Origin of the sequence: Pseudovibrio denitrificans JCM 12308 (genome assembly GCF_001310815.1) — a bacterium.
GTDB classification, from domain to species: domain Bacteria; phylum Pseudomonadota; class Alphaproteobacteria; order Rhizobiales; family Stappiaceae; genus Pseudovibrio; species Pseudovibrio denitrificans.
This window is the reverse complement of the sequence record NZ_BAZK01000046.1, coordinates 1-12,472: the sequence shown is the minus strand read 5'-3', so window position 1 is coordinate 12,472 and position 12,472 is coordinate 1. Positions and strand designations below refer to the sequence as shown.

The following is a 12,472-nucleotide window of genomic DNA, read 5'->3' as shown; positions in this document are numbered from 1 at the left end:
TCTCATCGCCCGCTCCAGTTTCTCTAAGAAGCTGAGTTTTCGCGAAGTTGGAATTTTTTGGATATGCGGGCGTAGCTCAGGGGTAGAGCATAACCTTGCCAAGGTTAGGGTCGGGCGTTCGAATCGCCTCGCCCGCTCCAAAAAACAAAAGAACCGCCGCAAGGCGGTTTTTTGTTATCTGGACTTCTCTTTCCATACAAAGCGTTACACCGTTTCTTCCTCTTCCAGCCAGGGAGGGAATGGCGTATTCTCAGCAGACATAATGTTCATGAACTGTGATTGAAAATAATTCGTCCGCCCCAACACAGGCATGAACTTCTGCCGGAAAAGACGAATAGCAGTATTGTTGGAAGCCAGAAACCGCGTCCCAGAATCCACCGTCTTCAAAACTTCCGCAGCAACTGGTCTGCGATCCAACATATACTGGTGTGTAAGACCGGTAGAAACCTGCCACGCCAGCCACGCAGCATCCTCAATCCCTAAGTTCATCCCTCTCCCACCAAATGGTGAGTGCACATGCGCTGCGTCTCCAACCAGAAACACGCGGCCTTTCTGGTATAGGTTCACCAGCCTGTGCGAGATGCGGAAGGTTGATTTCCAGTTGACCTTATTGACCTTCAGGATCGGCGGCATGTTCTCCAACGGATCAACATGATCCGCAACAATCCTTGCCCGCGTTGCAGAAAACGGGATGACCCCAAATATATTCGGTGACCGATCAAACATAGTCGGCCCATCCATGGAAAGTGTCGGCTCCAGCTCCACATCTGCCAGCCCCCAATCCTGCGGGTAGGAACTGCCTGAGAAGGTTAAGCCCATCTGCGAGCGCACAACAGAGTGCGCCCCATCAGCACCAATCACCATCGGCGGATGAAGCACTTCCTCTTTACCGCTGCTTGTTTCAAGCACAGCAGTAACCTTGTCATCCTGCTGCTCCAACCGCAGCAACTCACATTCCCGTTCAACTGGAACGCCTTGCTCAGTCAAATGTCGCTCTAAAATAGTCTCGGTCTCAAACTGAGGCAAAGCCAGCATGAAGTTGAAAGGTCCACCCAACTCAGAAAGATCCACTTCCAGAAGCTCATCACTCGGACCACGAAAATGGACATGGTTCATCCGCCAGCCTTTCTCCAGCAACCTGTCAGTCACACCAGAAGGCTTCAGAATTTGCATTGTTCTGGGATTGATTGCGAGTGCCCGGGACTGTGCATGAGGACGCGAGTTCTTATCAATGATGCGGGGCGTGAACCCACGCCGCTTCAACTCAATTGCAGCAGTCAGCCCACTGGGCCCTGCTCCAACAATCAAAATGCGTCCTCTTTGCATTGCAGTCCTACCGTACAGAAGGCTTTACACGGCAAGCTTATGCAAAAGACGCTGTAGGAGCGTTGAACCAGTAGCACGAACTTTAATCACTCTTGGAGGAGCTTGTTTGCCCTTCTTGACCAAGCATAGGATTTAGCGTTTACCTGCGCCATCAAGCTCTCGAGCATGCTCTAAAGGATGGTAATTGATGACAACGCCCTGCCCGTGCCAATCAGGAAAAGACTTCGAAGTCTGCTGTCAGCCTTTTCTGGAAGGCAAAGCCCTGCCTGAAACCGCAGAGCAACTAATGCGCTCCCGCTATAGCGCTTATGCGACACAGAACGTTGATTACCTGAAAGAAACACTCTGGCCACGCTATCAGAAAGCCTTCAGCTCTATCGAAATTGCCGAATACGCCCAACAAACCCAATGGGTTGGCCTCGAAATTCTGGCAACTGAAAAAGGGCTGGCAGACGACGCTAAAGGCAGCGTCCTGTTCTGCGCTAAATATCTGGCCCATGGGCAGTTTGGAGAGCAGCGCGAACTCAGCCTCTTCAAAAAACGAAAAGGCCGCTGGTACTACGTTGAACCTTTAGAAGAAGGTGCCCGCCTCTAAAGGCACTTTTCTCATTCTATAGACGCAATTTCTGACGAAGACCCACACTAAAGCGAGGTCTTCGTTTTACTTGATGCAGATAGCTGGCTTCCAGCAGCCAATGCCCCTCCCAGCACCAACTGCAATTCCAAAACTAGGCCCAAAGTGGGAGGCATGACCGAGGGTAATCCTCACTTAATCAGGCCTATTCCGTCTATTTCAGCTCATTTCAGAGTGCATTTCCTAAGCCAGCTATGAGTTTCCCACACCTTTAGGTTGCACGCCTCAGCACCCCTCTTTTTCCGATAAACATACCTTTGCGTAACGACTTAGCAGAATCACGACAAGGTTCGCACCAGCTCCACTGCATCCAATCTTATTAAAATTCGAAAAAAAACTATTTCAAAATATCAGATTCTATGTGTATGACGCACAAATACAAACACACACCGGACATCTTATAAATGAACGTGATTCACGCTAATAGAATGGAATTCATGAAGTGGAGATCATTAATACAAAGCACACCGAATACAGTAGGATCTGGATGTGAAATCTACGAGTCTACTAAAGAATTACATTTAAACGACGGATCGCTCGCTCTCATAAGTAAACCTAATCATGAATGCATAGAATTACTACAAAACTTTTCTCACAAAGAACTTACAGAAACTCAGTACCTTCAGTTCCGTGCCTACAAACTTGTCGAGACAGGTTTTGGAGGCCGCCGATTTTGGGCAGTTAAGATCGTCGCAGGCAAACATCCAAAAAATCCTGGCTTGCGATTGGCAACTGTTGGATGGGTCAAAGGCACCACAATGAAACGCGCGTTCACCGAAATAAAAAAAGTACTCAAAGGTGACGCACAAATCTGCAAAGACCCACGCCATTAAACATCAAAATAAGCTGGCAAATTGCCAATGCTGAACACATCACTCCAAATCACTGAAATGCACGCGCTAATATAACTTTCTTCAGCCTCAAGTCCGAAAGTTCCCTGCGAACGGCCCCCGACCACACCAAGCAACAAATCAAAATCGATGGCTCATAAAACAGGCTACGATCGCAGCACCTACCCCTTTAACTCCTTAGCAGGCAAACCAGCCACAAAGCTCATGCTTAAAGAAATCCACTCCCGAAGCGCCGCCTGATCACACACCTCAGCCGCAACAAACACCAATCCACCCATTCGCCGACCACCAAGCTCCACAATCTCGGCCCCTTCACGCCCGAGAGCCTCTGCTTCATTGTCTTTGCCAACCCGAAACATGAAGCGAGGCTCTTCACTCTTAATCCGATGTGCCCCAGCCAGCATGTTCCCATCCAGAAAGAAGCAAAGACCACCCATCATCCGCTTCTCCGAAATCCCCATGATCCCCTCCAACTCCACCCGAAGCCGATCACTAAGTTCCTCATCATAAGCCATGAGAGCGCCCTTCCAGTGTAATTGTCTCAGCTACTTTACAAACCAGGACAGTCAGCACCTCGCCAAGAGGAGCCGGTCCCTGCTCAGTTTGGGCGGACGCAGGGACCGGCGCAAGCTGAACTGCTGAGGGGAGGCGTCCCTCTAACACCGCCAGGCGGTGGCGCAGCTCTGCAATTTGCGATGTTTTCGCGTTCATATCACTCTCGGCAACTTCATTTTGTTCTCTATATGTTCTCGTATTGATTCCGCTAAATTGCGCAAGAGTCAAGCTCCAAAAACTATCGAGATATCAGCATAAAAATTTTGGAGCGCTACGACTCCAGCTAAGCCTCTGTTTTCATTTGGAGACAGATCGAGGCAGCAATCCCAACACTTCACATTCTGAAAATATTAATTTTCATACTAGTAATAATTGACCAGAAATAATTAGGGCATATCGCGTGCAAGAACTCCTCCTCAAATGGGCAGCGGTGCTTTTACCCCACAGCACCCATGCAAAACTGCTGCCGATTCTGGAAAAAATACTCAGCACTCTCTTCAGCAAAGGCGAAGCTGGAGGAGCGCAGCGGTCTGCCTTACTCGTCTTTGCACTGCGTGTCGCCAGCGCTGCGCTTGCCTACATCATGCAGGTCATTCTGGCCCGCTGGATGGGAGCCTCAGAGTACGGCATCTTCATTGTTGTCTGGACGGTCGTCATCATTTTGAGCGTCTTTTCAGGGCTCGGCTTCTCAGTCTCCCTCCTCCGCTTCATCCCGGAGTATCTGGAAAAGAAACAATACGACCTCCTCAACGGCCTACTCTTTAGCGCCCGCTTCCTTGTTCTGCTCAGCTCAACAACCATCGCCGTCATTGGCGTTGCGATTGCCTGGCTCTTTTCTGATTTCATCAGCAACACTTACATCCTGCCGCTTTATCTGATCGCCATCTGCCTGCCCATGCACACCTACACAGGCATGTTGGAAGGCATTGCCAGAGCGCAGGACTGGCAGCTCAAAGCCATGGTGCCAGACTTCATTGGACGGCCCTTGCTGGTGCTCGCATTTATGCTGATTGCACTCTGGATGGATTACCCACCAACTGCGGTAACAGCTTGCATTGTCACCATCGCAGCTGTCTGGACCATCACCTTTGTCCAGACAATCATGATGGAAGTATCCCTGCATAAAGTCCGCCACCCTGCTCCACGCAAGCTGCAGATAAAATCGTGGCTGCTGGTGTCTGTGCCAATGCTGGCGGTAGATGGCTTCTTTCAGCTCATCACCAGCTCCGACGTGATCCTGATCGGCCTCTGGCTATCTCCGGATCAGGTCGGCATCTACTTTGCCGCATCGCGCACCCTCGCATTGATGCATTTTGTTTATTATGCCGTCCGCGCCGCCAGCGCTCCACGCATGGCACGGCTCTACCATTCCAACGACAGGTCTGGCCTCAAAGACTTTGTAGGCAGTGCTGCCAAAATGACCTTCTGGCCAACACTGCTGATGGCTGGTTTCATTATGATTGTCGGGCCATTCCTCCTCTCCTTGTTTGGTGAGGATTTCGCTCAAGGCACACCAATTCTCTATATTCTCATTATTGGTGTACTCGCCCGTGCATCTGTCGGCCCTGTAGATGCATTACTGACCCTCTCAGGTCACCAAAACACCTGCGCTAAAATTTACGCCACAGTTTTCGTTGTGAACCTCATTCTCAACTCGGCACTCATTCCGATATTAGGCCTTTACGGCGCTGCTCTTGCGACCACCCTGGTCATCATTTTTGAAGCATGTGTTCTTTACCGCAGCGCCTACAGACTTTTGGGCCTGCACACATTCATTTTGCCATTGAAGAGACGGGAAACTCCAGTCAATGAAGCAGGATAGCTCCACCATCAAACTGCTGATACCCGGCAAGGACGAAGCCGCAGACCATCTGTGGCAAGACCTTTCCAAAAATGCGCTGGAGCCCAATCCGTTCTTCTCCAGCAGCTTCGTAACAGCCTTCAATACGCACAAAGCAAACCACTCTATCAAGCTGCTGTTGGCGCTAGATCCTTCCGGCACAAAAGCCCTCGCAGCTCTGCCGATCATGATGGTTAGGCGCGGCCTGCTCTTCAAACTACCCAGTGCACTGGCTGGAGATTATGGCCCACTCGGCACCTTGCTCCTCTCCGAAGACGCAACACCAGCAATCCTGAACAATTTACTCGAAGCAGCCTGTAATCTGAGCCCAGCAAAAACACTGCTGCTTCCATTCCAAGGAACAGAGGGCGCTACCTATAAGCAGCTGCAGAGCACCCTGAGCACGCACGGCTGGCAGCAACAAGCTTCCACTCAGGAAGCCCGTGCATTCCAGCCAGCTGGCCCTGAAGGACAAGCCGCGTTCAATGCCTTGAAAAAGCGGTCTTCATGGAAGGGTGTCTTTAAAAACCAACGTCGGCTAGAAAAGCAAGGTACACTTTCCTTCTCCATACTGGAGACTGCAGAAGATACTCAAAGAGGCCTTGAGGAGTTCCTGAAGCTTGAAGCAGAAGGATGGAAGGGCAAGCAAGGCACGGCCCTGCTCTCCAGAGAACCTGACGCAGCCTTCACCCGCGAGATGGTCACAAACTCAGGCAAATCTGACGGCATTCGCATTGGGCAGCTACATCTGGATGACAAGCTAATAGCGACTAACATCCTGCTCCACGAACAAGGCCGCATCTTTGGCTGGAAAACAACATTTGACGAGAGCCTTGCCAAGTTCTCTCCTGGACAACTGCTCATCTACTACAGCACACAGAAGCTCCTGGAAGATCCGTTTTTTTCCGGGGCGGACTCTCTTTCAACGCCAGACAACCAAATGGCCAACAAAGCCTGGACGGCAAGGTTCTCTTACGCCACGCTCCTCATCGGCAAAGGCCCATTGGCCCGCTTGGCAATGTGGGAAGCAGAAACCGGTGCTCGCATAAAACAAGCGCTGAAGAGCAGACTAAAGAAACTGCTGGGCCGCAAATAAACGCTAGCCTTGAACCAACTCAGCTTCTTCCTGCGCTCTGCTGCGCAAGATCCGGCGAATAACCTTACCGCTGGTCGTCAGAGGCATCTCGGAGACAAACTCAATCTCACGCGGATACTCGTGGGCAGAAAGGCTCACACGCACATACTGACGAATATCATCCACCAACCCTCACTCGGCTCATAACCGTCCTTAAGCACAACATAGGCCTTCACGATCTCGGTACGCACAGGGTCAGGCTTCCCCACCACGGCGGCCAACCCGACAGCCTCATGTTTGATCAGGCAGTCCTCAATCTCTGTCGGTCCAATACGGTACCCTGCAGAGGTGATCACATCATCATTACGTCCGACAAAGTGGAAGTAACCATCAGCATCAACGACGCCCTGATCACCCGTCAGCATCCAGTCACCCAGAAACTTCGTCTCATCCGCATCTGGACGCTGCCAATACCCGAGGAACATAACCGGCGTACCACGGCGAACCGCAATCTCACCCTGCTCTTCAGGTTCACAAATCGAACCATCTGGGCGAATGACAGCAACCTCATGCCCCGGCACTGGCTTGCCGATCGCACCAGCGCGAGACACGCCTAACCCAGCACCAGAACCAAGAACGAGGTTGCATTCCGTCTGGCCATACATCTCGTTTGGAGAGACACCAAGAGCTTCCTGACACCAGACAAACGCCTCGCGCCCCAAAGCTTCACCAGCCGAGCAAACCGAACGCAATTGAAGCTGATCTGAGTACTTACGATGATCCACACTGCGCATCATCTTTAAGGCCGTCGGCGGAATAAACGCATTGCGAACACTGTGACGCGCCATCAGGTTAAAAGCACCTTCTGGATCAAACTTATCAATACGCGCAGTTAAAACAGGCACCCCGAACTTCAACGAGCAGAAGGGCATTCAACAAGCCACCAGCCCACGCCCAATCTGCGGGCGTCCAGAACAAATCGCCTGCTTGTGGCAGCATTTCATGCGCCATCTGGATGCCCGGCAGATGCCCGAGCAACACACGATGAGCAAGTAGAGCCCCTTTCGGTTGCCCCGTCGTGCCTGAGGTATAAATCATCAATGCAGGATCATCAGGGCTTGTCGCACAGCCCTCAAACTGATCAGATCCTCGCTCTAACAAGCCCCAGAACTCAAGAGCACCGTCACCAGCTCCATCAACGCAGAGCACGTGCTCAAGAAACGGCAGTTGCTCACGAAGCGCAGAGAGCTTTTCAAGCCCAGCCTGATTGGTGATCACCACCTTCGCACCTGCATTCTCTAGCCGATACCGCAGCGCTTCCGGCCCGAACAAGGCAGCCAGCGGCACAGCAATCGCACCAAGCCGATAAATGGCAAGATGAGAGACAGCCGTTTCAGGGGCCTGTGGCAGCAGCAAAGCCACACGGTCTTGCGAAGCGACACCTAAAGACTTGAGCGCATTTGCAAGCTGGCAGGAGCTTCTTTTAAGACGGCCATAACTCCACTCCTCCACATCGCCAGAAGGCAGCACATGCAGCAAAGCGGTGCGATCCGGCTCAACATCAGCCCAACGATCACACGCATCCTGAGCAATATTGTAGCGCGCAGGAACATTCCAACGAAACGCCGCGCGCAATTCCTCGTATGAAGTCAGTGGTGGCAGCACACCAGAATTCCTCTAGGCCCAAAATAATTAGTGAGGAGAGTGTACCGCTGCAGCGCACAATGAGAAACTGGCCTTTGGTCGTTCTTTTAGCAAGAACCTGAAAAGGGGTTAACGCGGTCCGGCGACAACCAAACTCCAGAAAACCTTATACTTTGAGCCCGGCGCATAAGCGGTCGCAATACCAATGCGGGTTCCCTCCGCATCCAACATCACCGCATTATGCTTTGGAGAGTCACGCCAACCAGAAAAAGCCTCTGCCCATCTGCGATAACCTGCGCTCAGGTTATTGGCCGCATGCACATCACCCTGCCCCGCATTCTTCATCAGAACAGAAAGCGTCAAATCACCCTTGCGAGTCGCATTCACATCTTCAGCACGGGCCATGCCATCAGCCTGAGCCTGCGCAACTTGCATCAATTCAGGATCAACAGTGACAGGAGGCAGGTCTTTTTGCGAACGATAGCTGGAGATCATGGAAGCCACGGTGCTCGCATCAATCTGGGCAGAATGGCTCTCCAGATTTTGGTAGTAGCTAGGCGTTTCTTCGGTACTGACACAACCAGAAAGCGTCACACCAACGGCAAGAAGGAGAGCAATGCCCGCACCACGAAACATCTTCATGCAAAATCACTTTTCGGCAAAATTCGAATCTCAGAGCCACACTACCTACTAAATAAGGCAAACCAAGCTCAAACTAAAAACACACGCATAAGTGAATAAAAAAGGCCGGGCGAACCCGACCTTTCAAAACAAACAGAGAGGATACTCAGGAAGCTTCTTTCAAGGCATGAGGCTTAGCTGGCGCTTCAACCTGCTCATCCTTGGCTTTCTCTTCAGTGCCGTCATCCGCTTCCTCAGAATGCTCTTCTGGTGGCGTCAGCACACTGCCCATCTCTTCAGGGCTCAGAACACCCATGAGGCGTCCATCCTCGCACACTACAGGAACCGGATAATCCGCTTCCAGAGTGGTCGGCAAGGCTTCTTCCAATGTGCTTTCCAGCTCCACTGCATTACTGTCATCAGCAAAAGCATAAAGAGATGGACTATCACCGGGTTTAGCAACTTCCTCAGCGAGGGCTTCCTGCGTAACGATACCTCGGAACTCTTTGTTCTCTATCACATAGCCGAAGTCTTCGTCATGGCGACGCATATCAGCCAGTGCTTTTTCCATGTTGTCATGGGTAATGCGCAAGGCTGGCGGCTGCATAACGGTATCAACTGTCAGCACCCGGGCACGGTTCACATCACGAACAAACGCACGCACATAATCATCGGCAGGCTCAAGCAGAATTTCAGGCGGCGTACCAACCTGAGACAAAACCCCATCCTTCAGGATCGCAATCTTGTCACCAATACGCAGCGCCTCATCCAGATCATGCGTGATGAACACGATGGTCTTATGAAGCTTTTCCTGTAGCTCAACCAACTGATCCTGCATCTGAGAGCGGATCAACGGATCTAGCGCAGAGAACGCCTCATCCATCAGCAGAATGTCAGCATCGGTGGCGAGCGCACGGGCAAGACCCACACGTTGCTGCATGCCGCCAGAGAGCTGACTTGGATACTGATCTTCAAAACCAGCAAGTCCTACCGTCTCAATCCATTCACGAGCAGTTTTCTCGCGATCCGCTTTCGCAATGCCCTGCACTTCCAGACCATAAGCCACGTTCTGCACCACAGTACGGTGCGGCATTAGGCCAAAGCGCTGGAACACCATGGACATGCGATGGCGGCGAAAGTCCTCCAACTCTTTCATGGAAAGGCCCATGACATCCATGCCATCAACCAGAATGTGCCCATCAGTAGGCTCAATCAGGCGGTTGAAGTGGCGGATGAGCGTGGACTTGCCAGAACCGGAAAGGCCCATGATCACAAAGATCTCGCCCTTCTCAATGCTGAGAGAGACATCATGCAAACCAAGGGTGTGGCCAGTTTCAGCAAGCAGCTGATCTTTGCCCATACCATCTTTGACTTTGGCAAGCTCTCTGTCGGGAGCGCTACCAAAAATCTTGGTAATGTTTTGTACTTCGATCAATGCCATGTCAGCGCCTCACCCTGTTACCTTGCGATGCGCCTGCATCCGTTGTCCGGCAGACTGTGTGATACGGTCGAACACAACAGCAAGAACAACAATTGCCAAGCCGCCAAGCAAACCCTGCCCTGCATCATTGCGCTGCAATCCAAGCAGAACGGTTTCACCGACGCCACGTGCACCAATCATGGACGCAATCACGACCATAGCCAACGCCATCATCATAGTCTGGTTAATGCCCTGCATGATGGATGGAAGCGCAAGTGGGATCTGAACACCCTTCAGGATCTGCCAACGCGTGGCACCAAAGGCCCGGCTCGCCTCAACAACCTCAGCATCAACATAACGAATGCCAAGATCAGTCAGGCGGATAAGCGGCGGAGCGGCATAGATAACGGTCGCCAGAATAGCTGGTACCTTACCCAGACCGAACAACATCGCCGCCGGAATGAGATAAACAAAGCTCGGGATCGTCTGCATCAGATCCAACACCGGATTGAGCAAAGCTCTGAAACGGTTTGAACGCGCGGAGATAACACCAAGCGGCACACCGATAATCACGGAAATAAACACAGCAACCAGCAGAATTGCCACTGTCTGCATCGCCTTTTCCCAAAGGCCGAGCGTACCAATAAACCACATCGCGGCCACCATCACCGCGCTAAGCCCCCAACGGCGGCTAGCAGCAAAGGTGATCAGCCCGATGCACACCAGAATGATAACCGGGTCAGCTCCACGCAGGAGCCGCTCCAGCCTCACCAGCAAAAACAGGATGGAGTTGGAAAAGGCTTCAAATCCATCGCCGTAGTTCACGACGAGAAAGTCAACCAGATCGTTTGTGGAAGTTCGGATAGGCTTCCCAAAGTTGGGAAACACGTCGAAAGCCATGTGATCCTCTTATTCTTAGCAAGGATCACGGAACCTGGTCCCGTGATCGTTTTCTTATTCGCTAATTCTCAAAAAGCACTCAGGTCTCTTTGAAATTACAGAGCAGATTTCACACGCTCAGCGACATCAGCCGGAACCCAGCCTGTCCAGATTTCTTCGTTGTTTTTCAGGAACTCAACTGCAGCATCGTCAGTGGTGCCACCGGTGTCCTGCATGTAGGCCAACGCCTTGGAAACGTCGTTACTGGTGGTCTCATAAGCGGTCAGGAACTCAACCAGTTTAGGCGCTTTCGTATGGAACTCGGTGTTTACAAAAACGTGCGTTGCAGAAAGCGGGTACGCAACAGCTTTGGTCACCTTGGACGGGTCAGTCTCAGCAGAGAGCTCATCCCAAACTTCCTTGTTGTATGCAGGCTCTTCCAGCTGGATCAGATCATCAGCAACCTTACCCATCACCCAGGTTGGACCCCAGTAGTAGAACAGGATCGGCTTCTTACGGCGGATGTTGGATTCAATCGCAGCAGCCAGCGCAGCACCTGTGCCTGGGCGGAAGTTCACGAAAGTATCGTTCAGCTTGTAAGCATTCAGCTTCTTGGAGTTGATGACCTCACAGCCCCAACCAGCAATACAGTTGTAGAAACGGCCTTTTTCCGGCTCTTCCGGATCAGAGAACACGTCTTTAAACTTTGGAAGGTCAGCAACGGACTTCAGGCCCTTTGCAGGCGCATCATCACCCTCAACCAGATACTTCGGCACAAACCATGCCTGCGTCGCATCCGGGAAGTTCACGCCAAGATCAACAAACTGCTTCTTTGCCTGACCTTCAGCAAGTGCTTCAGTCACGTTGTCTGGCCAGATTTCCATGGTCACGTCGATATCGCCGCGTGCCATACCGTTCAGAAGCGGAATGGTGGAGCCTGGAATTACGTCAGTCTGGCAACCGTACCCCTTCTCAGCGATAAACTGAGCAACGGAGTTATGAAACGCATTGGAGTCCCAGTCCAAACCAGCAAAAACGATAGGACGGTCCAATTCACAAACAGGATCTGCAGCTTCTGCTGATGACACAGCAAAAGGTAGTGCAACTACGCACGCAGCGAGAGCAGATTTAAAATTCAACACGGATGCCTCCAAACAACCAAAACATATTTTTTGTTCGGTCAGAGAGAAAAGCCGCCAAAGACAGCTTGTCGTTCTGGCCGTAATGCTAAGTCAAAAACTCAAGCAATTGCAGGACACGCTAGGTTGAGCACATCAACTGCACGATTAAAAATAGATATATTCAAATTTCTGTCAACTTAGACATCTGCTCAAGATATTTTTGCAAAATAAATCAAAAAAGAAATACTTTATAAATACAGAGAATATGAAGTCATAAACCTTATATAACGCCTTACTACCACCAATTAAAACGCAAAATAAGAGAAAAAAAATTTACCGAAGCAAAACAACTATTTTAAGCTTTCTTTTACAGAAAATTCCCACGGAAAATTCAGGTAATTTCACAGTAAATCCAAATAAAAAAAACGGCTCCGAACAGAACCGTTTAATCGCACAAATTACAAAAAGAAAAATACAGAGAAATTCTGCTTTGAATTGCTTAAATT

Annotated in this window: 9 protein-coding genes, 1 tRNA gene and 2 pseudogenes; 5 read left to right on the top strand and 7 right to left on the bottom strand. The window is 50.9% G+C overall.

Annotation, left to right across the window (positions count from 1 at the left end):
- Window positions 1–65: 65 nt before the first annotated feature.
- A tRNA-Gly gene (locus JCM12308_RS27055) sits at window positions 66–140 on the top strand.
- Between the two features lie 64 nt (window positions 141–204).
- Here JCM12308_RS27055 and JCM12308_RS27050 read toward each other — a convergent pair.
- Window positions 205–1,308, bottom strand: coding sequence for an FAD-dependent oxidoreductase (locus JCM12308_RS27050; protein ID WP_208608876.1), 1,104 nt, complete (start codon window positions 1,306–1,308; stop codon window positions 205–207).
- A gap of 205 nt (window positions 1,309–1,513) precedes the next feature.
- Here JCM12308_RS27050 and JCM12308_RS27045 point away from each other — a divergent pair, with 205 nt between their 5' ends.
- Both JCM12308_RS27045 and JCM12308_RS27040 read left to right on the top strand, forming a co-directional pair.
- Window positions 1,514–1,921 (top strand): YchJ family protein, encoded by a 408-nt coding sequence (locus JCM12308_RS27045; RefSeq protein WP_054785724.1) that lies wholly within the window; start codon window positions 1,514–1,516, stop codon window positions 1,919–1,921.
- Between the two features lie 467 nt (window positions 1,922–2,388).
- Entirely contained in the window at window positions 2,389–2,793 is a 405-nt protein-coding gene (locus JCM12308_RS27040) for a hypothetical protein (RefSeq protein WP_054785723.1), read from the top strand.
- A gap of 179 nt (window positions 2,794–2,972) precedes the next feature.
- Here JCM12308_RS27040 and JCM12308_RS27035 read toward each other — a convergent pair whose 3' ends face one another.
- On the bottom strand, window positions 2,973–3,326 hold the full coding sequence (locus JCM12308_RS27035; protein WP_008550339.1) for a TfoX/Sxy family protein: 354 nt from the start codon (window positions 3,324–3,326) through the stop codon (window positions 2,973–2,975).
- 440 nt (window positions 3,327–3,766) lie between these two features.
- Here JCM12308_RS27035 and JCM12308_RS27025 point away from each other — a divergent pair, with 440 nt between their 5' ends.
- The gene (locus tag JCM12308_RS27025; protein WP_054785721.1) at window positions 3,767–5,188 is read left to right on the top strand and encodes a lipopolysaccharide biosynthesis protein; all 1,422 of its coding nucleotides are present in this window, start codon (window positions 3,767–3,769) and stop codon (window positions 5,186–5,188) included.
- Window positions 5,175–6,302, top strand: a complete 1,128-nt coding sequence (locus JCM12308_RS27020; RefSeq protein WP_054785720.1) for a GNAT family N-acetyltransferase — start codon at window positions 5,175–5,177, stop codon at window positions 6,300–6,302. The genes JCM12308_RS27025 and JCM12308_RS27020 overlap by 14 nt, the downstream gene beginning before the upstream one ends.
- Window positions 6,303–6,305: 3 nt before the next feature.
- On the opposite strand, the pseudogene JCM12308_RS27015 reads toward JCM12308_RS27020, so the two are convergent.
- From JCM12308_RS27015 to JCM12308_RS26995, 5 genes and pseudogenes are all read right to left on the bottom strand, one after another.
- Window positions 6,306–7,946 (bottom strand): annotated as a pseudogene (locus JCM12308_RS27015) (AMP-binding protein).
- A 108-nt stretch (window positions 7,947–8,054) separates the two neighbouring features.
- Window positions 8,055–8,567, bottom strand: a complete 513-nt coding sequence (locus tag JCM12308_RS27010; RefSeq protein ID WP_054785719.1) for a CAP domain-containing protein — start codon at window positions 8,565–8,567, stop codon at window positions 8,055–8,057.
- Window positions 8,568–8,847: 280 nt separating this feature from the next.
- A pseudogene (locus JCM12308_RS27005) lies at window positions 8,848–9,987 on the bottom strand (quaternary amine ABC transporter ATP-binding protein); the annotation flags it as partial.
- Between the two features lie 9 nt (window positions 9,988–9,996).
- Window positions 9,997–10,854, bottom strand: a complete 858-nt coding sequence (locus JCM12308_RS27000) for an ABC transporter permease (protein ID WP_083416910.1) — start codon at window positions 10,852–10,854, stop codon at window positions 9,997–9,999.
- A gap of 107 nt (window positions 10,855–10,961) precedes the next feature.
- On the bottom strand, window positions 10,962–11,987 hold the full coding sequence (locus JCM12308_RS26995; protein ID WP_008550338.1) for an ABC transporter substrate-binding protein: 1,026 nt from the start codon (window positions 11,985–11,987) through the stop codon (window positions 10,962–10,964).
- Window positions 11,988–12,472 lie beyond the last annotated feature (485 nt).

Coding starts and splice junctions, on each gene's coding strand:
- JCM12308_RS27045 (WP_054785724.1), top strand. CDS start 1,514: ATGACAACGCCCTGCCCGTGCCAATCAGGAAAAGACTTCGAAGTCTGC.
- JCM12308_RS27035 (WP_008550339.1), bottom strand. CDS start 3,326: ATGGCTTATGATGAGGAACTTAGTGATCGGCTTCGGGTGGAGTTGGAG.
- JCM12308_RS27020 (WP_054785720.1), top strand. CDS start 5,175: ATGAAGCAGGATAGCTCCACCATCAAACTGCTGATACCCGGCAAGGAC.
- JCM12308_RS27010 (WP_054785719.1), bottom strand. CDS start 8,567: ATGAAGATGTTTCGTGGTGCGGGCATTGCTCTCCTTCTTGCCGTTGGT.
- JCM12308_RS27040 (WP_054785723.1), top strand. CDS start 2,389: ATGGAATTCATGAAGTGGAGATCATTAATACAAAGCACACCGAATACA.